Source organism: Paraburkholderia bengalensis (genome assembly GCF_037126505.1).
GTDB classification, from domain to species: domain Bacteria; phylum Pseudomonadota; class Gammaproteobacteria; order Burkholderiales; family Burkholderiaceae; genus Paraburkholderia; species Paraburkholderia bengalensis.
Map to the genome: position 1 here is coordinate 12,368 of NZ_JACFYJ010000064.1, position 22,817 is coordinate 35,184.

Here is a 22,817-nt window from a genome sequence, read left to right on the forward strand (position 1 = left end):
CTGGAGTCGATGACATTCAGACCAGCCGGGTGCGGACAGGTCTGATATCAATTGTGCAGTCGAGCTGTGAGGCGGTCTGCCCATTCGGGCCAGCGACTTTTCGTGCAGTGACGTCGTTGTCCGAGTGGGCCTGCCAGTTCTCACGCTTGTCGAATTTCGCCGTATCAAGCCTGTCTCGGGTACTGCAGGTTCGACACGAAACCCGTTCAGTGGTGAAGCCAAGGCATTGAACTAATCAATTCAAAGGACTCTACTACATGTCAACGTCGTTGCCCTATCAAGACGCGAGCGCGTCACCAGCTTCGTCGTGGCTGGGCGTCTGGGCCATCGCGCTCGGTGCTTTCGCGCTCGTGGTAACCGAGTTTCTTCCCGTTGGACTGCTGCCGGGCATCATCAAAGGTTTTGGTATTTCTGAAGGAACTGCAGGTCTGACAGTGACCGCGACAGCAGTTCTGGGTTTCGTGGCAGCCCCGCTGACGGCTCTCCTTGTTGGCAAATTGGACCGTCGCGTCGTCCTTCTGAGCCTTACTGCGCTTGTAATTCTTTCGGGTGTGATGTCGGCTGCGGCGCCGAACTTTACTGTTCTGGTCGTAGCGCGATTGTTACTGGGAATTGGCGTTGGCGGCTTCTGGTCAATCTCTATTACAGCCGCTGCACGACTCGTGCCGAAGGAACAGATCTCCAAAGCTTCATCGTTAGTTTTTTCGGGAATCTCGGTTGCGTCCGTTGTAAGCGTCCCAATGGGCTCTTATATTTCGTCGCACTATGACTGGAGAGTTGCTTTTGTAGTTGCCAGCGTGCTGGCGGTGCTAGTGTTTCTTATGCAGATTTTCTCGCTTCCCAAAATCACCATGGAGCGTGGCTCAACACTCGCGGATTTCATCAGCCTCTTCAAGTCACGCAAGATCGTCGCAATCTATCTAACAATAGTCTTCATCGTCGCTGGTCAGTTCTCCGGGTACACGTATGTGACACCCTATCTTCAGCAACTCGCGAACTTCCAGTCGAACTCCATCAGCTTACTGCTCCTGGCTTATGGTGTCCTCGCCGTCTTCGGAAACTTTCTGGGTGGTGCACTAGCCGGCCGCGATCTGCATAAGACGGTCTATGGCAATGCCGTGCTGTTCTTCGCCGCATTAATCGTGATCTCGGCACTGCCGCATCACCCTGCGGTCGCTGTCACCAGCCTGCTTGTATGGGCGCTATCCTGGGGTATGGCTCCGGTGGGAACCCAGCTCTGGCTCTTTAACGAAACCCAACACGCGCCCGAAGCAGCACAGAGCATGAATACGTCGGTGTTTCAACTCTCAATCAGCCTTGGCTCTCTGGTTGGAGGCGTTGCGGTCGATCGAATCAATCTGCATGCGTCCATGTGGACAGGCGCGTCAATCTTCGCTCTCGCTGTCATGATGGTTGTTATCGTGGGTCGCATGGACACGTTGCAAGATGGCTCGCCGTCTTCGAAGTGATGCCTCCGCATCCTGGCCTGGTTGCGGTTTGCCACGACAGCCCGCCTGTGACCTGTAGCGCACGAATGAGTCCTCCGCCCGGCGCCCGGTTTCAATCCATGTAGCAAGGTCCGTTCATGAAGGCTGCCGTTTAGTTGATTTTTATTCTCTAAATCGTGCTACCATTGTTTCAAGTGGGCTGAGCAATGTCCCGGAAGGAGTGTCAATGAGGAAGTCAAGAGCAGAAACCGCAGAAACTCGCAAACATATCATCCAAATCGCGTCGAAAATGTTCAAAAGCAATGGCATTGGAGCAACGGGCGTTGGTGAAATTATGGTTGCTGCCGGTCTGACGCATAGTGCGTTCTATCGGCATTTTGCGTCCAAGGAAGAACTGGTCAGCGAAGCAAGTTCGGCGAGTATTGGTGTATTTGTCAAAGCTGCAGAGGAAGCAATGGCAGCCGGGCCAAATGCGTTCACGAATTACCTGCAGAATTACCTTTCCTCGGAGTATCGCAATGGCGAACTGGGTGGTTGTCCAGTGGTTCAGACCGGTGGAGAACTTGCTTTGGCTGACGCTCCGGTTCGCCAAGGCGTCTCCGATGGGTTGGAACGGTTGCTCGAAATTGCGCTAAATCTAACTGATGGCAGTCCTGAGGCCGAGGCAGAGACGATCTTCACTATGTCGGCAATCGTCGGCGCTATAACTATCGCGCGGTTGATCAACAACCCTCAACTCTCCGAACATATCATAGAAGTGGCGAAGCGCCGCGTGGCATTCCGGCCAGACCAGTCCTCGAAACGCCCAGAATCAGCTACCAAGCGTCATCGCGTTACAGCACACGCCTCGTAGATCACGTTCTGCGCCATGCCCAATAGTTTAGAGTTCCGCGTTCATATGTTGAACAAAGGCACGGAGCACGATCTTGTTGCGCTTAAAGCAGACGGATGCGCTCACTCTCCTAGACGTTACCAAGCCGGCACGGGTCAGAACTGAAAAATGAGCAGAAACAGTTGACTGCGCGAGCCCACATCGCCGGTCGATGGTAGCTGCGTAAACGCCTAGCTCGAGCGGTATTTCCTGATCTGGAAAGTACACCTCAGGCGTGCGGAGCCAATGCAGGATTTCACGCCGGATCGGATTCGCCAGTGCCTTGTGGATCAGGGTCACATCGATTTTTTCCATGATGAGCGTTCGCCCATGCTGACGTATGAAGCTATAACGCGGCTAGCACCGGGCAAAAAAGATTGTGATCATAATCTATCACATTTCCGATATTTTCTCCTGGCGACTACGGCGTTGTTGCCGCAAGGTTTTGAGAAAATCTCCGATGAAGAGATGCGTCAGCCACCAGGGTGGCAGCGCATCACTGCGCCAGCGCTCAGGCGTTTCCACATCCACACCGATCACTGACGAAGGCGTGTACATCGCCAGCGAATCGACCTTCGCCCGCGTGCTGCGCGAGCATGGGCAGATGACGCGCCGTGCCGTTGCCGGAGCGCCTTTGAGCGCACGGTCGCCGACCACGCACGTCGCAGCGGCGCCGCGCCAGGTGTGGTGCTGGAACATGACGTTTCTGCCGGCGACGGTACCGGCTCGATGGTTCTACCTGTATCTGATCCTGAACCTGTACAGCCGCAATGGAAGTACACGGCGACGACGCTGCCGAACATCTCGCAACGGCCGATAGCGCAAAGTACGACCAAAAATCCATCGCTGTAACCAATTCGCCTTTCTCGGCGAACTACATTGAGATCCATGCTTCACTCCAGCTGTTCATGGCGAATGTCGGTGCAATTAAGAAGACGAACAGTTGAAGCGATTGAAGTCGCGAACTCTTTCTGGTATGCACAAATCGGCTCACGCGTTTGTCTCCGAAGTGGCAATCTTCGGTGCCTACCGTGATCCGGAGTGCGAGCACTACCACCAGTGGCGCCTCCTGTGCTCTGGCGCAATTGCCATCGCTGGATTTGTAACGTCCACTGCGCTTCGCCCACTACTTTTGATGAATCAGAACAGGAACCTTTTGGTAATGAAATTTCCCATTTTGGCCGTCGCAGCCACCCTGATAGTCAGCCAGGCAGTCGACGCGGCGCCGCTTGAGTCCACATCCGCTACGATCACATACCATCGTGTGTCGGTCGATGGCGTAAATATCTTCTACAGGGAAGCCGGTCCTAAAGGCGCGCCCACGATTGTTCTGCTGCACGGCTTCCCTTCGTCGTCACGTGAGTTCGATCAGCTCATCCCTTTGCTCGCTACGCGTTATCACATTGTTGCGCCTGACTTTCCGGGGTTTGGCCAAAGTGACGCGCCGCCGCCGTCTTCGTATGCTTACACCTTCGACCACCTGGCTCAAACCACGAACGACTTTCTTGAGCAGGTTGGCGCCACTCGATACTCTCTCTACCTCCATGACTACGGCGGTCCAGTCGGCTTCCGGTTGATGGTGGCGCATCCGGAGCGCGTGCACGCACTGGTGATTCAAAACGCAAACGCCTACAAGGAAGGCCTCGGTCCGAAGTGGGCGAGCATCGCGCAGTACTGGGCTGACCGCAAAGCGCATCCCGAAGTGCTCAATGTGTTCATGTCGCCAGCGGCTACTGAGCAACGCCATACTGCTGGCACCTCACATCCAGAACGCTACAATCCGGACACCTGGACCGACGAGTCGGCCCACCTCGCACGACTGGGTCAGTATGAGATTCAAGGGGACCTACTGTATGACTACAGGACCAATGTTGCTTCATACTCAGACTGGCAAGCATGGCTGCGGACGCATAAACCTCCGACGCTCGTTCTATGGGGGCGAAATGATCCTTCGTTTTTGGCTGCCGGTGCTGATGCATTCAAGCGCGACATACCAGACGCCGAAATTCATCTGCTAGAGGCCGGACACTTCGCATTTGACGAGCAGAATGACGAAATCGCGCGGCTCATACTGACGTTTCTGGACCGACAACCGCTAGCTTGATAGTGCTTAAATGTGTCTCAACAGATTTGGGGCGCAGGAGTAACCGTGGTCCTGCTAAGGGGAACGGTGTTCCCACCGTTACCAGTGGTGTGCCCTTCGCACCCCGGCGCGGCAAGCGTCGCCGGGTGGCGAGCCAACGCTCGCGCACCACACCATTGAACGCTGCATGAACGCTGCGCCAGGCCCCCACAGGCGAATCCGCGCCTTTCCTTGCAGGAAGCACGAGGGCGTGATGACCACCCCGCACCGATACACGGATAGTCGCGCTGGAACCACGGATGGGCGCGCCGATCGTTGATGACGAACTGTGAGCATTGATCGAGCCATTGCTGCCAACGCTAAAACCAGGGCGCAAGAAGTATCCAGTCCGGCTGCCGGTTGCGAACGCGGTTGCACTGAACAGAATCCTGTCTGTTCTCAAGACTGGTATCCGCTCGCACGACCTGTCAACAAAATTGAGATTCGGCTCGGATCGGTCAATAATTTTTTTGAGGAACGGGGGAGCTGCTGGCCAGACATTGGGGCGCAACGCGATAAGGCACACGAAGCAGACGACTCGGAAGCTGACGGGGAATCGTGCTTATCGATTCCCCGCTGGTCTTGTGTAACGAGCAGTCAGGTCTCGTCACCTGTCATCGCATCAGCTTCCGCTCGCGTAGCGTCTGTTTTCTTCAAAGCGCGCCACGAAACAGGTTCAAGACGTTCACGGTTAACTTCCAGCGAGAACACATCAAAGCGGTTGTAGTATCCGACTACGTCATGAAATTGCTTGGGCTCGACGCAGCGGTTCAGATCGAACTCAGCGTATGCAATTCCCTCCTCGTCCCTGATCATGTCACCGATCTGGGCGCCTGTTGGATCGACGAACATCGTCGCTGCGCGAGGCGAGCCATCAAGCACAGCCGCAGCGGCTGGATCTCTTGCAACCAGAAAATCGCGCATCTCGGCGTCCATGAAGCCGGCGCAGATAATTCCGAATGCTTTTGCTTCAAACGAATGTGCGCCGGCGCGCAACCGGTTTGCCGCAAGATTATCGAAGTTCCCGCCTGTGACCGGTCGACGGGTCGGCCACAAGGCGGGCCAGCTTGAAATATGGATTTGCTCGCCTTGAGCGATAAGAGAGTATCGAGCAAGCGGATTAGTGTTTTCGCCGCAGATGAGACCGCCGATGCGTCCAATGCGCGTGTCCGCAACCTGCAATCCTGCGCCGTCTCCAGCTGCCCACACGAGCTTCTCATAGAAGGTCGGCACGAGCTTACGATGATGGTTGGCGATTTTGCCACTGTCGTCAATCAGGATATTCGAGTTCCACAAGCACCCAACACTTGCATGCGTACGCTCGCTAAATCCCATCGATACGAAAACGCCACAGCGCGCCGCCTCGGCCGCGATTTCCTCAATCTCTGCTCCATCCGCGTACAAACTCTCACCGGCAAATCGCTCAAAAAGATCGTGATTGTCGATGGGTGCCCACAACGAAGCCCACACCGGAAAGGCTGGTATATAAGACTCGGGAAATGCGATGAGCTGCGCTCCGTGCCGGCTTGCCTCACGAATAAGAGACACAGCTTTAGCGACTGTTGCCTGCTTGTTGAGAAATACGGGCGCCGCATGAACGGCTGCGACTTTTACAACGGGAAGATAAGACATAATGTGCACTCGCTTGTCAGAAGACGCTAGCCGCGTCAATGATCAACCGCCGTTACAGCGCCGAGACCTGTTTCCCGCCTGACCACGAGTTCTGCCCACCGGCCGCGAGCAACGGAATCGTTGGTAAGAAGGGAAACAATAATGACCAACAGAAAGCCAATAGGTATGGATATGACACCCGGGTTACGCAGAGTAACCAGCGACTCCTTGAGTCCAACGAGACTGGTCGCGTTTTCAGGGATTTTGGCTGCGGTTGCAAGCGCGCTGTCTCGTCTTTGCTCAAGCTTATAGCGCGCACTCGGATCCGTTGTTTTTTGCAGTTGTGCGTCTAACCGCAGCGCGGAAGTCAGCGCCTCTGTCCTCATGGCCTGGGGATACGACATATTGGGCGACACGAGTACGAGCACTATCGCAGTGATCGTTCCGCCAATGATACCCACGAGTATGCCCTGAGTCGTTGTGCGACGCCAATAGAGCGTAAGAACGAGCGCAGGAAGGTTCGCAGACGCAGCGACGGCGTAGCCAAGGCCGACGAGTTGTGCAACGTTCTGGCCGCGTTCGAGGATGCTAACGCCAATGGCAACCACGCCAACAGCTAGTGTTGCGATCCGGGCAGCGATAACCTGCTGGCGATCAGTCGCTATACCGTTTTTGACTGCACCTACGTACACATCATGTGCGATCGAGGATGCCGCCGCTAACGTCAGGCCTGCCACCACTGCCACGATGGTAGCGAAAGCGACAGCAGCAATGAATGCGAGCATGAGGTCGCCTCCGATACTGCCCGGCCCACCAGTCAAAGCCTGCGCCAGCAAGGGTGCGGCAAGATTGCCACCTTTGTCCATCGACGAGATTAGTGACGCCCCAACGTAGTAGGCTGCAGCAAAGCCGATCACCACGATCGCGAGGTGACAAGCACCAATTCCGAGCATGGCCCACATGACCGAATGTCGAGCCGCCTTCGCGTCCCTGACTGTGAAGAAGCGCATAAGGATGTGCGGCATGGCTGCCGTTCCCAAAACAAGCGCCAGCCCGAGCGAAAAAAGCTCGAGGGGTTTGTTCAGAAAAAGCCCTGGTTCGAGGAAACGCCAGCCCAACTCGTCGCCCTGAAGGCCGTGCGCCGCTGCCAGCGTACTCACGTGTGCTTGCACAAACTGACTGTGCACGATTGCATCCATGAACGCCGGCACTCGAAAGCCGAAAGGTAGCCACGCGAGGATCACGAGGATGAATGACGCGCCGATGAGCAGAATCGCCTTGATCACCTGCACCCACGTGGTCGCCTTCATGCCGCCGAAAGCAACATAAATGAGCATCAGCACGCCAACTCCAACTACCGACACGTTGTAATCGATTCCAACAAGTGCCTGGACAATAACCGCACCGCCGACAATCTGGGGAATCATATAGGCGAGAGCTACGACGACGCTCGATACCGCTGACACAGCCTTCGTTGACCGAAAGCGGTTGCGCATCGCGAGTACGTCTCCGATCGTATATTTACCGAGATTGCGACACGGCTCAGCGATAAACAGCAAGACAGGAATGAAAGCGGCGAAGAATCCAACGAGGTAAATCATCCCATCAAAACCGTATAGCGAGATGAGTCCCGATGCGCCGAGAAACGCAGCGGCAGACAAATAATCACCTGCGATGGCCAGTCCATTCCTCGCAGGACTGATCCCACCTCCAGCCGTATAAAAATCACCCGCTGTACGGTTCGAGCGTGAGGCAAACCACGTGATGAGAAGCGTAGAGACAATAACAAGCCCAAAAACCACAAATGTCATCAGATGATGCGTGATTGTGGTGGGAGCACCGGGTTCGGCTGCAAGTGCTGGCCCGACCAATGAAGGAAAACTGGTAATGGCCACCGCGACACGCTTAATATGCATGGCTCTTGCCTCCCATCCCAGCGGCAGGTGCGGCTTGCTCCTTGATACCTGTCGAAACCTGATCAATCCGGGCAGTCTGACGCAGAAACACGTAGGCAATCAATCCGCCGAATGGATACTGAGAGATTGCGAAAACAGTGCCAAGATTGATCCCCGATGCGAGGCGGATCGTAAAGAATGCGGGAAACCAGGCGATTAATGCGGAGATCGAGAAGTAGTAAATCGCCGCAAGCAATCCCAAACCGATAATGGTGTTTCGGCGTCGTCGCACCAGATGCCTGAAGCGCTCGCTCGCAAGCACTGCATCCCAATCTATATCCGCGTCTGCCATCGTTACCTCCGATCCAGGTTGCCGGCCGGGTAACTCCCGGCCGAGTAACGACAAGTCTACGAATGCCAGGTTTCCTTCCGAAACTGGAAAAGAATCTCTGGCGTGTGCAAATTTGCACAGCGACAATGATCACCTGTTTCTACGGAAGGTACCGATGAACCTGAATCGTATGGATTGGAACGATTTACGGGTATTTCTGGCAGTGGCGAGGGCGGGAAATCTTTCCAAGGCGGGGCGTGACCTGGGGATGGACCACGCAACGGTAGGCCGGCGGATCTCGGCGCTGGAATTTGCCCTTGAGACGCCGATCTTCGAACGTGATCGGCAGGGATACCGGCTCAATGAGCACGGTCGTGCCATGCTGGAATACGTCGAAGCCGCAGAGGCAAATATCATGACACTCGGAGATGCCCTCGACGGCAACAGCCCGGGACTGTCAGGTCATGTCCGGGTTGCGACCATGGAGGGCATCGCATCGCTTTACTTGAGCGAACAGTTTGTTGAACTGCGACGCCGCCAGCCGGGGATCACAATTGAGCTGGTCACGTCGTCGACCAGCGTTCGGATTTCACACCGGGAAGCAGATCTTTTTCTGGGGTTCTTTCAGCCAGCAGATACAAGCCTCCAAATCGACAAGATCGGCGAATTTCAGCTACATCTGTACGCGAGCTCCGGTTATCTCGACGCGCACGGAACGCCAGCATCTGTTGCGGAACTACGTAACCACAGTTTCGTCGGCTACATTGATGGCCTCATTCAACTCGACTCCGTCCGCTGGCTTGAAGATGCGATTTCCGATCCACCGGTCGTTTTTCATTCCTCCAGCATGCTGGCACAAATGTTTTCGGCATCAGCCGGTGGTGGCATCGTCATGCTCCCGACCTTTGCGCGGGCAGAGCGTTTCGGACTGGTGCAGGTGCTTCCAGGACAAATCGATGTCAGTAGGTCTATCTGGATGAGTTCGCATCAGTACATACGACGAGTCCCCCGCATCCGTGCGGTTGCCTCGTTCTTGACAGATACACTCTCGCGCGATTACCCAGTCATGGCTCGAACCGAAAGATGAGCCGCACGACTGACTCGCGCGCTTCCCGGAGCTCCTCCTGCACTTGAGACATCATACAATAGGTTGAGCGAGATTTCGCAAGCCCGGGCCCCCTAACCAGACCCCAGACCCCGTGGAAGAACCGGGTTAACCACTGCCAGTTGCTGTCGCTCGGCGAGCACGCCGTGAATCTGCGACACGACGGCCGCGCCCTCTCCAACGCCTGCCGCGACACGCTTCGTCGAGCCTGACCTCACATCCCCGATTGCGAAGACACCCGGGACACTGGTCTCCAGCGTCTGATCACCGTCGTCGGGCCGCCGATGAGCGCGGGAACCTGTCAATACAAAACCTTTTTCATCCGTCGTTACATTGCAACCCTCTAGCCATTCGGCGTTCGGAATCGCGCCCGTGAAAAGAAACAGATGTTTGACCGGGAACGAAACACGACCGCTGGCTGTTTTACCTTCCACCTGCGTCAGGCCCACCTCATCGCCAGACAGTGACGTGATTTCAGTCTCCACATGCAGGGTAACATTAGGTAGCCGCCCTATCCTGTCTGTCAGATATCGGGACATGCTTACCTCCAGGCCTCGTGCTCGAACGAGCAGATGAACATGACGTGCATGCGACGCCAGAAACACCACACCTTGACCCGCTGAGTTACCACCACCAACCACCACAATATCGAGCCCCCGGCACAGTTTTGCCTCGATCGGTGACGTACCGAAGAAGACTCCACGTCCAATGAAGCGTTCAAGCCCATCAATGTCTGGCTTCCTGTAGGTTGCTCCCGAAGCTATCACAACCGTGTGTGCTGCGATTGAGCGGCCGTCTTCGAGCTCAATTTCAATAGGCGTACGCTCACAATGTAATGCTTTCGCCTGGGATGGGATACTGATGTGTACGCCGAATTTTTGAGCCTGCACAAATGCTCTACCCGTAAGCGCCGGGCCAGATATTCCAGTCGGAAATCCGAGATAGTTTTCAATACGTGCGCTTGCACTGGCCTGTCCGCCTGGGCCGCGACTGTCAAACATGGCTACCGATAGGCCTTCGGAGGCAGCATAAACCGCTGCAGCCAGTCCAGCCGGCCCTGCTCCAACAATCGCAACATCGTAAACATGCCCAGTCTCAAAAACGGGCAGCCACCCCAACAGTGTCGCCAGATGGTTCTCGTCTGGCGCCCGTAAAACCGTGCCATCTGGGCAGACCACGATAGGAAAATCCGATTTCGATGCTGCGATCCGCTCCAGAAGCTGCAGCGCTTCTGGGTCGTCGCGAGCATCAATGACCGAATGAGGGTAGGCATTTCTTTGAAGAAGACGCTGCAGCGAAATCATGCGTGGATCAGCCGTATCACCGACCAGCACAGGTCCACTTCCGTTCTCGATCAGCGCAACGCGTCGAATAATCAACGCTCGCATGATCTTTTCTCCAATCTCGGCTTCCATCACAAGCAGGCTGCGCAGGCTCGCGGAGGCGATCACGATACCCTCGGTATCCTGGATCGCCTCACCGTCACCCAGACAGGGATGTCCGAATAGCTGTGCGATCTCACCGAGGAAATGCCCCGCGTGTTGTTCAACGACACGGTGCACCCTGCCTAGTGCATCCCGCCGCGAGACGCGTACCAGTCCGCTCAGAATGATTACCAGTCCCGGACTGGGATATCCCATTTCAAATAGCGTCTCGCCCGCTTTCCATTTAAGGACCGATCCGTACGCGCGCGCACGTTCTACCTCGCGATCAGACAGCGACGGAAACATTTGATGAAGCCGACTTGACAGCGGTGAGAAAGCTGCGTCGGCTGCGATTGCGTCTATTTCGGCAGCACTGTGCTGCGAAATAAGGTTGGACGCATCTCCGAGATAACGCCTCCCGAGGGGCTCCAGGTCATCTAGGGCAGGCCCCGAAACCAGAGATGTTACCGTCCGGTCGTCAAGATCTTGATTTGCCATGAAAATCTCTCTGAGAACTCGGAAACAACGAACACAAGGTAAATGGCAATCTCACTGCTGTACGCATGTTCGCGGTCATCAAAAGTACTAAGCAAACTTCGCTTGATCAAGATACAGTTGCGCCATTGCGGAAAACCGGACGCCATCTAAATTTGCCCGTGTCACGACGAGTGAGTCAGCAAAATACGGAATGATGACCGGCGTCTCATCCGCCAGAAGGCGCTCGATCCGGCCGGCAATGCGCTTTTGTTGCTGGACTTCCAGCGTAGACATGTAGCTTTTGACCAACTCATCGTACTGCGGATTCGCGAAGTGAGCTGCGTTCCACGCGCCACCGGTCATCAGCGGGCTCCTTAGAAACGAATCCGGTACACCCCGGTGACCGTAATCGGTCATCCCCATCGGAGAATCAAGCCAGTCCGACTTCCCGGTCACGCCTTTTCCATAGTAGGCTTCTTGCGACTCGACGCGCAGCGCGATGTTCGCGCCAATTGACTTTGCTGCGTTCTGGACGACCACTGCGAGATCGGGCATTTCAAGGAACGACTCCGTCGTAAGCGTCGTAGAGAAACCATACGAAAACCCAGCCGCAGCCAGCAGGGCCTTCGCGCCATTGACGTCCTTCGGCTTTTGCGGGATTGACGGATCGAATGTCGGGAATACCGGAGCGAAGGGGTTGTCGTTGGCCACGACACCACGACCTCCGAGTAGCCCACGCACCATCGCATCGCGATCGAGGCTGAGGGCTATCGCCTGCCGGACGCGCTTATCCTTGAATACACCTTGATCTGTGCGCATGTGAATTTGACGGTGCGTGCTCGAGCGTGTGCCCAATATCTTGAACTCAGGATTGTTCAGCAGCGCAAGCCCGCCATGCGCGGTGAAGCGCGTGAGGACGTCGACTTCCCGCCCCTGCATGGCCAGCAGCTGCCCTTGCTGCTCACCGTAAAATTTGAATTCCACTCGCGGCACACTGGCTTTCTGACCCCAATAGCTTTCATTCCGAACGAAAGAAGCTCCGACTCGCGGCTGGAAATGCTCAATCCTGTACGGCCCGGTCCCGATGAAAGAGCCTTCATATGCGCCCTTGAAGTTCGACGGCAAAATCACAGCATTGACAGTATCGGAGGAGACGTACCACGGGAATGACCCGTTTGGCGACTCCAGATGAAACTCAACTGTCTCGGCGTCACGTGCCTGGGTACCACCCTTCGACAACACGCCTTTGAACGTTCCGAGAGCTGCGGAACCGGTATCAGGGTCGGTCAGTCGATCGAACGTAGCGACTACATCAGCGGCGGTCAACGGCTGGCCATTCTGAAATCTCACGCCGCTGCGCAGTTTGAAGGTCCAAATGGTGCCGCTGGAATTCGGGCGCCAGGACGAGGCAAGCGCTGGTTGCAGGGAAACCGTCTCGCTGTTGGCATTTACAAGATATTCGCCGCTCTGGTTCAGCAGCGCAGGACTTGCAACATCAAATGCAGTAAGCGGATCAATCGCGCCCGACGGCATGGGGTGCCCTACCCGGATTGTCGCGACCGACGAAGTCGCAGCCCGTGCTGATGGCGCATTGAACAACCCTGCTCCGCCCAGCGTCCACAATCCAAGTATGCTCCCTGTCCGCAGTAACTCTCTACGGGACAGGCGCCCGGCAAGAAACTCGTCGACGACATGATTTTGGATGTCGTCCCCGTAGTCTCGAATATTTCGAAATAAATTCCTTTTATTGTTCATAATTTCTAGAATAAATTGTGCCGGACTGAAGTAGGATGACTCGATTGTAAGGTCCACACGAAGTTGAGGCTTATCAACGTCATCTAGCGCGTCGCTTACCTCTCAAGTACCAGCCTGTTAGCTGGTCGCAGCAGGCCGAGCTTGTCTCGCAAAGTGCCTTCGCTATAGCTCGATTGCGCAAGACCACGCCTTTGCAGTTCGGGCACAACGTGATACGTGAAATTTGCCAGATCCTCAGGCATTACCGGGAACATAAGGTTAAAACCATCACACACGCCTGCCCGGTACCACTCTTCCATGAAGTCCGCGATTTCGACTGCCGTACCTGCTACCACCGGGGCGGCCCCTGAAATGGACAGTTGACGTGCGACCTGTCGGATTGTCATGTTCTGTGCTTTAAACGACTTCAATCGTGCGAGATTGGTACGTTGCCCGTTGTAGCTGCCTTCATCTGGCAGGTCAGGTAACGGTCCGTCGATCGGTAGCCCGGAGAGATCCATCTCGCACCAGCTCGATACAAGGTCGACCCCCAGGCGTTCGGGTATCAGCGAATCCAGAATTTCACGCTTCTCCTGCGCTTCAGCGGCAGATGCAGCCAAAACCGGTTGTATGCCCGGCAAGATCTTCAGGCTCTGCGGGGCGCGCTCGTAGCGCTCGAGACGCTCGTTAAAATCGACGCGGTAAGCGAGACCTTCCTCGACACTGCGGCACATTGAGAAATGCAGGTCCGCGTGCGCGGCTGCGAGATTTTTTCCGTCATTCGACGAACCTGCCTGAACAATGACGGGGTGACCTTGTGGCGGCCTTGGAACGTTCAGAGGCCCGCGTACATTGAAATGATTTCCACGATGCGCGATCCGGTGTACCTTTGTCGCGTCTGCAAACTGCCCGCTCTCACGATCGAGTTTCAGGGCTTCATCTTCCCAGCTGTCCCATAACGCCTTGGCGACGTCCAGATATTCGGCCGCCCGTTCGTAGCGATGCGCATGCTCCACCGTCGCATCGCGTCCGAAATTCATCGCCTCTTCGTTCATGCCAGAGGTAACGACATTCCAGGCCGCACGACCGCCACTCAGATGATCCAGGGACGCGAACATGCGGGCAACGTTATATGGCTCGCTGTATGAAGCAGAAAGCGTGCTGATCAAACCCAGATGGCGCGTTGCCGCCGATAGCGCTGCCAGCACGGTTATCGGTTCAAGCCGGGCGTTTGCGTAATGTGCGACATTGCTTTCGTATGTGTCCCATATGGCCACGTGGTCTGCAATGAATAGCGCATCAAGGCACGCGGCTTCTGCCAGGCTGGCGATATCACGGTAGTACTGAAAGCTGAAAACTTCAAACCCGGGTGCGCTGGGATGGCGCCAGGACATTCTGTTATCGCCTTGTGGGTTGAAGAAAAATGCGCCCAGAATCATGTGCTCCCGACCCATAACTGCTCCATCTATACGTTGTAGTTTGCGATCGGCTCCGCTTATACACTGTCACGAACCTGCCTCGCGCAGAATAAAATTCAATGGCCAGTTTACATGCGCCCCGTACTGCCCGTGTAACCCGTCATCGCCAGGTAACCAGTATCCTGCCAGGCCAGAACCAGTGGTCATACTGCATACCCTGTTTAATTTTCGCGTCATGCATCTGGACCAGACTTTGTGTGAAGACATACCAAGGTTATCTCACGAGCCTCACGATCTCACAAATATTGAGCCTCAACCGATACCTTCGTCTAATTGTTCTGGTCAACAGACTGTGGCGTAATGGAACCGTCTGATCTGTCACGAGCGAGGGTTAGACGAGTGCATGGTAGGTCTGGGCGCGGAACCCCGTCCGATGCGCCCAGTGGTCATCTTGGCAACGCGAAGGAAGTCTCCTCCTGTCCTTCCCTTCCTGTGCCGGGCACGGCATTTTGCCGTGCCCTCTTTTTCCATAGAAATCTCGGTTCGCATTTCCCCTGATGGCAAATGATTCAGATACCGAAAAGATTGTTTCGGCTTATAAACCTGCGACCTTCTAATGATAGTGATCAACTGAGAAAGGTGTTACGCCCGGAAACAATCATGTACTAACGCTTCCGACGAGGTGTGCACTACACGACCGGTATCTTTCTCATTCGTACATATATGTCTGTTCGTATAGACTCATTTTGAACTGCGTCCTATCTGCAGTCACGATTCGACGGGCGACCGGACCGAATATCAACAACGCGGGGACGCACGCGGTCGGTGTCTCTATGACGCAGCGTGAATGCCACCACGGCACGTCTTCTTTGGACCTCTCAGCCGCACAAAGTGATAGGCGCACCGAAACGTGGCTGCGACTAGCTCGGCCACAGTGGCACACTAAACAGCGTCTGTTGCAATCAAACAACAAAGAGAAACTAACGCTGACAAAAGCGCCCCCAAGTTTCGTGACAAATGCCCTTCGCATCGAGGATTTCGCCCATACGCCTCATTATAGCAATTTTAACAATACATAGTTTCGATATGAGAAGCGGGTGACTTCTGCCTCGCATCTCTACACTTGCTTGTCCGGGGAGCGAGCGCGACGAGATCCTCGTGAATCGTTCGAATCGCCTCTCGCAGTGATCGTTGTGGCATTTTACAATCCCGGATTTCTGACACTCAATCTGTTCTCTCGGACTTATAACGATGAAAAAGACTCTCCTGGTTGCGGCACTTGCAGGCGTTTTCGCAACCGCTGCACACGCTCAAAGCAGCGTCTCGCTGTATGGCCTCATCGACGCCGGCATCACTTATACGAATAACCAGCGTTCGGCAACGCCAGGGCAAGGTCATAGCAACGTTCAGATGACAACGGGTCAGGTTAACGGTAGCCGCTTTGGTCTACGTGGCGCCGAAGATCTCGGTGCTGGCTTCAAGGCAATTTTCACGTTGGAAAATGGCTTTGGTATCAATGATGGCACTCTGAAGCAAAGTAGCCGTCTGTTTGGACGTCAAGCATTCGTTGGTCTCGCAAGCGACCAGTTCGGTGCCGTGACGCTCGGCCGCCAATATGACAGCATGGTTGACTACGTCGCTCCGCTGACACTGTCGGGCACCCAGTACGGCGGCACCCAGTTCGCACACCCATTCGATAACGATAACCTCAATAATTCGTTCCGGGTGAATAACGCCGTCAAGTATCAGAGTATCAACTACAGTGGCTTCAAGTTCGGCGCGTTGTATGGCTTTTCGAACCAGGCTGACGGCTTCTCAAACAACCGGGCATACAGCGCGGGCGCTTCGTACAAATTCCAGGGCTTGAATGTCGCTGCTGCATATCTGCAACTGAACAGCAACGGAGTGACGGGAACCAACGCGGCGTTTAACTCGGCCGGCGCTATCAACGGCGATAACACGTTCTTCGCGGGCCGTCAGCAATCGTGGGGCGCGGGCGCGAACTACGCTTTCGGCCCGGCGACGGTGGGTCTCGTGTACTCGCAAACAAACCTATCGAATTTTGCTGGCATCAATCAAGGTGCTTCTGGCAACCAGGGCTTGCAAAACAAGTTCGGTGGCGGCAGTGCTCACTTCCAGAACTACGAAGCGAACGCACGTTACGCACTGACACCTGCGATCAGCATCGCCGGTGCGTACACATACACACGTGCTAACCTGAGTGGCGAAGCGCTCCACTGGAACCAGGGCAGCGTGCAAACGTCGTACGCACTGTCAAAGCGTACCGACGTGTATCTGCAGGGCGAGTACCAGCAAGTTAGCGAAAACAAGCTTGGCATCAGCGCTGTCATCAATGGTCTCAACGCTTCGGCAACCGACAAGCAAGCCGCAGTCACGGCCGGCCTGCGCCATCGTTTCTAAGCAAGGTTCGGTAGGCATATTTGTAACGAGACACGTTCTGGCAGACGCTACGTCGGCGGGTTGACGCATAGATCAAAGCTGTGCTTCGAACGGAGCACAGCTTTCTTCTTATCGACATGCCGTTAGTTAGCTTGTTGCGCGATTGCGATTCGAGATGCGAAAGATGTGGGCATGCCCTTCGCATCGGAATTTCTTGCCAAATAAAAACCTCAATAACGGAACCACAGGCCAGGTCACTTATCATGCTTCAATTGATTTGTGCACGACCACGCCTTCTTGACAAACTCACTTTGAAAACTTGGAAAACTAACCATGAATGCAGTAATTGCTGGCTACGTTCGCACACCATTTACCTTTGCAAAAAAAGGCGCATTAAGGGACGTTCGCCCCGATGACCTCGCCGCAACAGCAATGTCAGCATTGCTCAAAAGAACTGACATCGACCCGATGCTTATCGAGGACGTCTTGATGGGCTGTGCGTATCCCGAAGGCCCACAAGGAAATAACATTGCACGAATCGCGGCCCTTCTCGCCGGACTTCCGATAGAGACAGCAGGTGCAACGATCAACAGGTTCTGCGGCTCCTCGATGTATGGGATTCACGTGGCAGCCGGTCAAATAGCGATCGGAGCTGGCGAAGCGTTCATAGTCGCAGGTGTTGAGAGCATGTCGATGGTTCCTCAAGGCGGGCTCAACTTCAATCCGAACCCGCGCTTTGCAAGCGCGGATAATCCGGAAGCAGAAGTCGCCATTCGCGCCTATACCTCGATGGGCGCTACAGCCGAGAACGTAGCCAAGCGGTTTGGCGTTACGCGCGAAGATCAGGAGCGGTTCGCCTTCGCATCCCATATGAAAGCCGTGAAGGCGCGCGAATCAGGGAAACTCTCGGATGAACTGACATCCGTCTTGCTAAAAGATGGAACGATCATTGATCGTGACGGTTGCATTCGCCCCCAGACAACCCTGGAAGCACTTGCGAGCCTCAAACCTGCTTTCGGGGAAAACGGAACTGTCACAGCGGGTACTGCTTCACCGTTGACAGATGGCGCGGTCGCATTGCTCATCACTTCAGAAAAATTCGCTCAAGCCCACAATCTTCCTGTTACCGCACGAATTCGAACGTCGGCCGTTGCTGGCGTGTCGCCAGAGATTATGGGCATGGGACCCGTGCCAGCCACGCGCAAAGCCCTGAGCCGTGCAGGTCTCACGATCGACGACATCGACGTCATTGAGATCAATGAAGCGTTCAGCAGCCAGGCTATCGCTTGCATGCGCGAGCTCCAGATGGATCCGGCAAAAACCAATCTGGACGGCGGGGCACTCGCGCTGGGTCACCCATTGGGAGCCTCTGGAGCACGAATCACTGCAAAGGCGGCTCAGATCATGGCGCGCGAAGATAAAAAAATCGCGCTCGCAACTCAATGTATTGGTGGTGGTCAAGGTATCGCGACCATCCTCGAGAGCGTACGGTAGAACCCGAACTTCATTCAATCGTTGTCGCATTGCCAGCGCCCAACCGGGCGCTGCACATTGCATCTGCTAGAAATGCGCTTGTCTTTCTTGCCTCGTCGTCACGCATGCGCATGAAGCGCTTGCGAGTACCAGGGCAGCTGAACACGCCACGACAATGCGAAATGCATCGACAACCGGCGAGTCGAGTAGATTCTGGATAGAGGCGTTGGCGCCCCTCATCGATACAAGCATGGACTTTTGTCGGTCAATATTGGTGAATTAACGCACCAGCCACTTGCGAACCTATAAGCAAAAAACTCCGGACGCCTGCTGAATGATTTCCCTTCAGTCCTTGAATGCCATCGCAAGCAATTGATCGATGGAGATCTTCCCCGGTCCCCAAGCTACGATACCCAAGGCCATAGCTGCCCAGGTGAGATGAATTGGCCAGCCGTCCGGGACGGTCAACTCGATTATGCATGTCATGAGTAAAATTCCGACCGCAGCAAAACGTGTTCCAAAACCCAAAACCAGCAGAACAGGAAAGAAAACCTCACCACAGCCCGACAGGAACGCGAATACAGCCGGCGCCGGAAAAGGATAGGGTCCACCCGGAAGGTGCAACTTGAACTCACCTGTAAAGAGATAAATGGCGGTTTCGTTTAGCTGAAGGAATCCGTGCCATTTGAGTATTCCGGATTTCCAGAATGGCACCGAAAGTGCGATCCTCAGAACAAGTTGCGTCAACCATGGTTGCGCGAGCGACTGTACGATGCGACTCAGCCGGCCAATAATAACAACCGGAGAAGACACATCAGGCGATGTTTCTATTCTGTTTGACATTTCAGTAGACTCAACGGTTAATAGCTGTGAACACACCTGCTGAAAGCATCCCGGCCAGGTTGGCTTGCAAATCAAAAGAAGTAAACTCTGAAAATGCTGCATCAATTGCTTGACACAGCGTCTCACCTTCTATCAGGTGGGCGAGGAACGTCGCGCCGCCTGCCGGCAGGTGAGACACAAGAACCTCATGACCAGGCCGAGTTACAAGTGCGTCTTCGCTGTCCCCAGACGAAAAATGTGGCACAGGCTCTTCCCGCCTGTTCATGGCAAATATGGATACTGCGGGGAAGCGAGATCGGATAATCCTCGTCGCCGGATGTGGTTCGAAACACAACTCACCGAGCCGCTCTGGTTCAAGGGCCGCGAGCATGTCCGCAGATATGGTCGGGAAGTCTGCCGCATGATACGCGTCGAGCCAGGCGCGCTCAATTCGGGCAACGTCGGCGAGCCAAGGCAACTCTCGCGCGAATTCGTATGCCTCAATGAATGCCGGAAAATCCTGGCCATAATTGAAGAGTAGCGGAGACGTCGGCGGTGAGGCTCGCACATGAAAGCGAGCCATTGCACGAAAAAAGTCGGTGCCGGTAATGCGTTGGATTGCCGGATATACCGAGGCTAATGCTTCGATGAGACTCACAGTGACGTTATTACGGTACACGTTATATCGCGACATACTCGAACTACCCGCCCCCGCACACACGTCAGGCGGCAAGAAAGCCAGTGGATCAAGCAACCCTTGCGCGAACGTACGCTCGGCACTGCAGGGAGACAGCGGTCGGCAACCGTCAAGAAGCATAGCGAACCTCCTCGAGTTCTCGCGCTGCTACGTATTCAAGTCGAGTCTGAGTGGCAAGCACCTCAGACCAGAGCACCGACCAGGCGGGCAGATCGCTATCCCACTCTACCAAAGTGGCAACTGGCCCGATCCGCTCCAGGATGCTCTCGTACAGCGCCCACACTTCGTCCGAGACAAGGCCGTTATGGCTATCGATTAGCAATGGCGCACCTTCACTATCCAGTTGACGCGTATGCCCGCCCAGATGAACCTCCCCGACTCGTCCAAACGGGAACGAATTCAGATAGCTCTCAGGCGAGTAACCGTGATTCGTTGCTGAAACAAACACGTTGTTCACGTCCAGCAGCAGCCCACACCCTGTACGTTCCGTCACCGCATGCAGGAACTCCGTCTCGTTCATCGTTGACGATCTGAAAGTGACATACGTAGAGGGATTTTCCAGCAGGATTGGTCGACGGATTGCTTCCTGAACCTGTTCAATATGCCTGCATACACGTTCAAGCGTCACCGATGTATAGGGGAGCGGTAAAAGGTCATTGAAGAAATTTCCACCGTGCGAAGACCAGGCCAGATGCTCCGATACGAATTCCGGCTCATACCTCAACAAGACCTGGCGAAAGCGTTCAAGATGAAGTGCGTCCAATTCATCGGCGCCTCCAATCGACATGCAAACTCCATGGATGGAGAGCGGAAAGTCACGGCGAATCGCCTCAAGCATGCGGTGCGGCGGTCCACCATCGCCCATGTAGTTTTCTGCATGGACCTCAAAAAAAGCGCCCTTCGCCCCCTCTTGCAATATCGATGAGAGATGTTCCGGTTTGAAGCTGGCACCGGCCAGCTCCAGAGCTTCCGTCGTTGGGAAACGAAGACGACGACCCTCCGCGCTTGTCGATGTGCTATTGAATAAGGTCATCAGGTCCTCCTCTCCCGAATCGAGTCGCGTTGATTACGACTTCTGAGGCGTCAGCGAACCATGACCGCCGCCAGGCACCGTGATGTTTGTGCACGTACCGCCTTGCACAAACTTCCAGGAATTGCCTTGGAAATCGACAGACGACGTGCCCTGGCAGGTCGTCCCGGGACCCGCAGCGCAATCGTTTTGACCTTTCAACGCAACGCCATAGCACTTTTCCTTATGAGCAGCGACCGCAGCTTGCGCTTCAGCCGACGTCAGTGGCGCAGCGCTCGCGACCGATGACAGAAGGCTTGCAACGGCGCCAGCCAACAAGGCTGCATTCACAACGGTTTTTGCGGACATGGATCATCTCCGGATGGATGGTTAGTTTGGGGTACCCGAGTCGAGTACACAAACTAATTCGCGCATGCAGAGTCGTGGGTTACACCGACTCGCAAATTTTCTTCGCCGCGTTCACCGGTAGCTGTGATGTTCTTCCGACCGCGACCGCCAGCCGATACACGTCGGTGAGGCAAACGTCCCGGTGACCGTGCCACGCCGTTGATTGCGGCGACGGCTGGCTCTCCCGTCGAATCGACGCCGATACATATTGATAGACACCAACAAGACTTCCCAAGGTCGTGAAGAAAGCCGCCAATGGCGGCTGTTCATGTCTCTTTCTCCGAAAGGCCTGCTTGATGCGCCAACAGACCCGCGAAACGCGAGACACGCCATAGATGACCGCCCGTATATGATTCCCCCGCTTCAATCCATGCCAGTGAAAGCAGGCTGGTCAGGACTCTATCGTCGGACGAGGAGACGGTCTTGATTCCAGATATAGCGTTCGGAGACGTGAGACTTTCATGACGTGATGGTGTTTTGCCTACCAGTGCAGTAAGCGGGGACCGAGAAGCGCGCCAAGTGCAGCCGAAAGACCCATGCCGACGACGTACCAGAGCGCCCAGAAGGCTGGACTCATTTCGGGGCAGTGCAGGCAATAGACAACGGCCCCTGTTGCCCCTGACAGCAATCCGGTGGCCGCTCCGGCAAGCCTAAGGCGCGTTGGAGCGAGGCTTTGAACGGTCCGCACAAGAGCAAAAAAACTAGGACCGGAGACGAGCGCAATGTTCAGTGCGCACGTGCGCCAGGTGCGTCCCAGAAGAACAGGAACGCGATTGTCCGACGGCGTGGCCCATAGAAGCACTGCGCCCCAAAGTAGTACGATTGCGAGAGCGGCCGCAAGCAAGATCGCAGAATATCCGAGGGCAATCCCGGGGCATGACAGGCGCGCTGATGCGATAAGAGCGAATCCCGCGAGCGTTGCCGGAAACGCCATCTTCGCCCAGAACAGCGGTGTAACCAGCATTTCGCTGATGTCGGGGCGAAGACCGCAGCAAAGTGTCACTAGACAGAATGACCCCGCGACTGCGAAGACCAGCGCTCTCGCGAAACGTCGACCAGCGACGCACCGATCGACAGGATCGACGTCTGAGGCGAGTAATGAAATTAGCGTGTCGGTCTTCATTCCAGGCTCGTGCACCTTGTCCTGCAGCAGGAATTTTCTTTGACCACGAGTGCGACCAAGATGCCATCTTTCCGGTTTGCACAAGCTACTGTTACCGCTCGGTTGAAGCTAAACCGAGCCGGATGCCCACTTAGCCTAGTTCGTTGCATTCGCCCCGAAGGTTACATGCCGATGCAACAGATTCGACCGGCCGATCAGTTATGTCGGATGTCGCACGCTGAAACGCCGTCTGGGACCCCATCACGAACTTTTCGTCCAGACTCAGGAAGCCCTTCAAGCCAACGCGCCAGCTCCGCGCCCTCGACATTCATCGACGGCAGAATGATGTTCACGCAAGCACCACGCTGCGACACATCGATATTACAACCTCGTTACCGTCAGCACAGCGTAACTGGAGCAGCAAAGCCGTGCAGGACTTGTTTCCCCTGTCTTTGGCTGTATTTTTTTGC

Annotated in this window: 19 protein-coding genes and 2 pseudogenes; 9 read left to right on the forward strand and 12 right to left on the reverse strand. The window is 55.3% G+C overall.

Going from position 1 to position 22,817, the window contains the following annotated elements; translation table 11 throughout:
• The first annotated feature begins 257 nt into the window (after nucleotides 1–257).
• Complete coding sequence (locus tag H3V53_RS29205; protein ID WP_336600878.1) at nucleotides 258–1,469, forward strand: MFS transporter; 1,212 nt, start codon at nucleotides 258–260, stop codon at nucleotides 1,467–1,469.
• A 205-nt stretch (nucleotides 1,470–1,674) separates the two neighbouring features.
• The gene (locus tag H3V53_RS29210) at nucleotides 1,675–2,301 is read left to right on the forward strand and encodes a TetR/AcrR family transcriptional regulator (RefSeq protein ID WP_336600879.1); all 627 of its coding nucleotides are present in this window, start codon (nucleotides 1,675–1,677) and stop codon (nucleotides 2,299–2,301) included.
• Between the two features lie 27 nt (nucleotides 2,302–2,328).
• On the opposite strand, the gene H3V53_RS29215 is transcribed toward H3V53_RS29210, so the two are convergent.
• The gene (locus H3V53_RS29215; protein WP_336600880.1) at nucleotides 2,329–2,634 is read right to left on the reverse strand and encodes an ArsR/SmtB family transcription factor; all 306 of its coding nucleotides are present in this window, start codon (nucleotides 2,632–2,634) and stop codon (nucleotides 2,329–2,331) included.
• A gap of 220 nt (nucleotides 2,635–2,854) precedes the next feature.
• Here H3V53_RS29215 and H3V53_RS29220 point away from each other — a divergent pair.
• From H3V53_RS29220 to H3V53_RS29230, 4 genes and pseudogenes are all read left to right on the forward strand, one after another.
• A pseudogene (locus H3V53_RS29220) lies at nucleotides 2,855–3,088 on the forward strand (IS3-like element ISAzo10 family transposase); the annotation flags it as partial.
• 1 nt (nucleotide 3,089) lies between these two features.
• Nucleotides 3,090–3,266, forward strand: coding sequence for a hypothetical protein (locus tag H3V53_RS43755; RefSeq protein ID WP_419539591.1), 177 nt, complete (start codon nucleotides 3,090–3,092; stop codon nucleotides 3,264–3,266).
• Nucleotides 3,267–3,454: 188 nt separating this feature from the next.
• Nucleotides 3,455–4,423, forward strand: a complete 969-nt coding sequence (locus tag H3V53_RS29225) for an alpha/beta fold hydrolase (RefSeq protein ID WP_419539590.1) — start codon at nucleotides 3,455–3,457, stop codon at nucleotides 4,421–4,423.
• Between the two features lie 314 nt (nucleotides 4,424–4,737).
• Nucleotides 4,738–4,893 (forward strand): annotated as a pseudogene (locus H3V53_RS29230) (IS5/IS1182 family transposase); the annotation flags it as partial.
• A 145-nt stretch (nucleotides 4,894–5,038) separates the two neighbouring features.
• Here H3V53_RS29230 and H3V53_RS29235 read toward each other — a convergent pair.
• Genes H3V53_RS29235 through H3V53_RS29245 form a run of 3 tightly spaced genes read right to left on the reverse strand, consistent with a single transcriptional unit; the run spans nucleotide 5,039 to nucleotide 8,299 of the window.
• Complete coding sequence (locus H3V53_RS29235) at nucleotides 5,039–6,073, reverse strand: carbon-nitrogen hydrolase family protein (protein WP_336600882.1); 1,035 nt, start codon at nucleotides 6,071–6,073, stop codon at nucleotides 5,039–5,041.
• Between the two features lie 35 nt (nucleotides 6,074–6,108).
• Nucleotides 6,109–7,968 (reverse strand): solute symporter family protein, encoded by a 1,860-nt coding sequence (locus H3V53_RS29240; protein WP_336600883.1) that lies wholly within the window; start codon nucleotides 7,966–7,968, stop codon nucleotides 6,109–6,111.
• Nucleotides 7,958–8,299: a DUF485 domain-containing protein gene (locus tag H3V53_RS29245; RefSeq protein WP_336600884.1), complete on the reverse strand. Its 342-nt coding sequence runs from the start codon at nucleotides 8,297–8,299 to the stop codon at nucleotides 7,958–7,960. Before H3V53_RS29245 ends, H3V53_RS29240 begins: the two co-directional genes overlap by 11 nt.
• 154 nt (nucleotides 8,300–8,453) lie before the next feature.
• Here H3V53_RS29245 and H3V53_RS29250 point away from each other — a divergent pair, with 154 nt between their 5' ends.
• Nucleotides 8,454–9,365: a LysR family transcriptional regulator gene (locus H3V53_RS29250; protein ID WP_336600885.1), complete on the forward strand. Its 912-nt coding sequence runs from the start codon at nucleotides 8,454–8,456 to the stop codon at nucleotides 9,363–9,365.
• Between the two features lie 92 nt (nucleotides 9,366–9,457).
• On the opposite strand, the gene H3V53_RS29255 is transcribed toward H3V53_RS29250, so the two are convergent.
• The 3 genes from H3V53_RS29255 to H3V53_RS29265 all read right to left on the reverse strand — a co-directional run bounded on the left by H3V53_RS29255 (nucleotide 9,458) and on the right by H3V53_RS29265 (nucleotide 14,457).
• Complete coding sequence (locus tag H3V53_RS29255) at nucleotides 9,458–11,305, reverse strand: FAD-dependent oxidoreductase (RefSeq protein ID WP_336600886.1); 1,848 nt, start codon at nucleotides 11,303–11,305, stop codon at nucleotides 9,458–9,460.
• 87 nt (nucleotides 11,306–11,392) lie between these two features.
• On the reverse strand, nucleotides 11,393–13,039 hold the full coding sequence (locus tag H3V53_RS29260) for an ABC transporter substrate-binding protein (protein WP_336600906.1): 1,647 nt from the start codon (nucleotides 13,037–13,039) through the stop codon (nucleotides 11,393–11,395).
• Between the two features lie 95 nt (nucleotides 13,040–13,134).
• A complete protein-coding gene (locus H3V53_RS29265; protein WP_336600887.1) occupies nucleotides 13,135–14,457 on the reverse strand; it encodes an LLM class flavin-dependent oxidoreductase in 1,323 nt (440 codons plus the stop codon).
• A 1,230-nt stretch (nucleotides 14,458–15,687) separates the two neighbouring features.
• Here H3V53_RS29265 and H3V53_RS29270 point away from each other — a divergent pair.
• Nucleotides 15,688–16,857: a porin gene (locus H3V53_RS29270; protein WP_336600888.1), complete on the forward strand. Its 1,170-nt coding sequence runs from the start codon at nucleotides 15,688–15,690 to the stop codon at nucleotides 16,855–16,857.
• A 312-nt stretch (nucleotides 16,858–17,169) separates the two neighbouring features.
• Nucleotides 17,170–18,330 (forward strand): thiolase family protein, encoded by a 1,161-nt coding sequence (locus H3V53_RS29275; RefSeq protein WP_336600889.1) that lies wholly within the window; start codon nucleotides 17,170–17,172, stop codon nucleotides 18,328–18,330.
• A 324-nt stretch (nucleotides 18,331–18,654) separates the two neighbouring features.
• Here H3V53_RS29275 and H3V53_RS29280 read toward each other — a convergent pair whose 3' ends face one another.
• From H3V53_RS29280 to H3V53_RS29300, 5 genes are all read right to left on the reverse strand, one after another.
• Nucleotides 18,655–19,152, reverse strand: coding sequence for a DoxX family protein (locus H3V53_RS29280; RefSeq protein ID WP_336600890.1), 498 nt, complete (start codon nucleotides 19,150–19,152; stop codon nucleotides 18,655–18,657).
• A 10-nt stretch (nucleotides 19,153–19,162) separates the two neighbouring features.
• Nucleotides 19,163–19,948 carry a DNA-binding domain-containing protein gene (locus tag H3V53_RS29285; protein WP_336600891.1) on the reverse strand — a complete coding sequence of 262 codons (786 nt, stop codon included), beginning with the start codon at nucleotides 19,946–19,948 and terminating at the stop codon, nucleotides 19,163–19,165.
• Nucleotides 19,938–20,861 (reverse strand): MNIO family bufferin maturase, encoded by a 924-nt coding sequence (bufB, locus tag H3V53_RS29290; protein WP_336600892.1) that lies wholly within the window; start codon nucleotides 20,859–20,861, stop codon nucleotides 19,938–19,940. The genes H3V53_RS29285 and bufB overlap by 11 nt, the downstream gene beginning before the upstream one ends.
• 33 nt (nucleotides 20,862–20,894) lie before the next feature.
• Nucleotides 20,895–21,206, reverse strand: coding sequence for a BufA1 family periplasmic bufferin-type metallophore (locus H3V53_RS29295; RefSeq protein WP_336600893.1), 312 nt, complete (start codon nucleotides 21,204–21,206; stop codon nucleotides 20,895–20,897).
• 520 nt (nucleotides 21,207–21,726) lie between these two features.
• Nucleotides 21,727–22,368: a DUF1109 domain-containing protein gene (locus H3V53_RS29300; protein ID WP_336600894.1), complete on the reverse strand. Its 642-nt coding sequence runs from the start codon at nucleotides 22,366–22,368 to the stop codon at nucleotides 21,727–21,729.
• Between the last annotated feature and the right edge of the window lie 449 nt (nucleotides 22,369–22,817).

Bases quoted from the DNA above. Each gene is read 5' to 3' on its own strand.
- H3V53_RS29225 (WP_419539590.1), top strand. From the start codon at position 3,455: ATGAATCAGAACAGGAACCTTTTGGTAATGAAATTTCCCATTTTGGCC.
- H3V53_RS29250 (WP_336600885.1), top strand. From the start codon at position 8,454: ATGAACCTGAATCGTATGGATTGGAACGATTTACGGGTATTTCTGGCA.
- H3V53_RS29240 (WP_336600883.1), bottom strand. From the start codon at position 7,968: ATGCATATTAAGCGTGTCGCGGTGGCCATTACCAGTTTTCCTTCATTG.
- H3V53_RS29210 (WP_336600879.1), top strand. From the start codon at position 1,675: ATGAGGAAGTCAAGAGCAGAAACCGCAGAAACTCGCAAACATATCATC.
- H3V53_RS29245 (WP_336600884.1), bottom strand. From the start codon at position 8,299: ATGGCAGACGCGGATATAGATTGGGATGCAGTGCTTGCGAGCGAGCGC.
- H3V53_RS29215 (WP_336600880.1), bottom strand. From the start codon at position 2,634: ATGGAAAAAATCGATGTGACCCTGATCCACAAGGCACTGGCGAATCCG.
- H3V53_RS29255 (WP_336600886.1), bottom strand. From the start codon at position 11,305: ATGGCAAATCAAGATCTTGACGACCGGACGGTAACATCTCTGGTTTCG.
- H3V53_RS29280 (WP_336600890.1), bottom strand. From the start codon at position 19,152: ATGTCAAACAGAATAGAAACATCGCCTGATGTGTCTTCTCCGGTTGTT.
- H3V53_RS29205 (WP_336600878.1), top strand. From the start codon at position 258: ATGTCAACGTCGTTGCCCTATCAAGACGCGAGCGCGTCACCAGCTTCG.
- H3V53_RS29275 (WP_336600889.1), top strand. From the start codon at position 17,170: ATGAATGCAGTAATTGCTGGCTACGTTCGCACACCATTTACCTTTGCA.
- H3V53_RS29260 (WP_336600906.1), bottom strand. From the start codon at position 13,039: ATGAACAATAAAAGGAATTTATTTCGAAATATTCGAGACTACGGGGAC.
- H3V53_RS29295 (WP_336600893.1), bottom strand. From the start codon at position 21,206: ATGTCCGCAAAAACCGTTGTGAATGCAGCCTTGTTGGCTGGCGCCGTT.
- H3V53_RS29270 (WP_336600888.1), top strand. From the start codon at position 15,688: ATGAAAAAGACTCTCCTGGTTGCGGCACTTGCAGGCGTTTTCGCAACC.
- bufB (WP_336600892.1), bottom strand. From the start codon at position 20,861: ATGACCTTATTCAATAGCACATCGACAAGCGCGGAGGGTCGTCGTCTT.
- H3V53_RS43755 (WP_419539591.1), top strand. From the start codon at position 3,090: ATGGAAGTACACGGCGACGACGCTGCCGAACATCTCGCAACGGCCGAT.
- H3V53_RS29265 (WP_336600887.1), bottom strand. From the start codon at position 14,457: ATGATTCTGGGCGCATTTTTCTTCAACCCACAAGGCGATAACAGAATG.
- H3V53_RS29285 (WP_336600891.1), bottom strand. From the start codon at position 19,948: ATGCTTCTTGACGGTTGCCGACCGCTGTCTCCCTGCAGTGCCGAGCGT.
- H3V53_RS29235 (WP_336600882.1), bottom strand. From the start codon at position 6,073: ATGTCTTATCTTCCCGTTGTAAAAGTCGCAGCCGTTCATGCGGCGCCC.
- H3V53_RS29300 (WP_336600894.1), bottom strand. From the start codon at position 22,368: ATGAAGACCGACACGCTAATTTCATTACTCGCCTCAGACGTCGATCCT.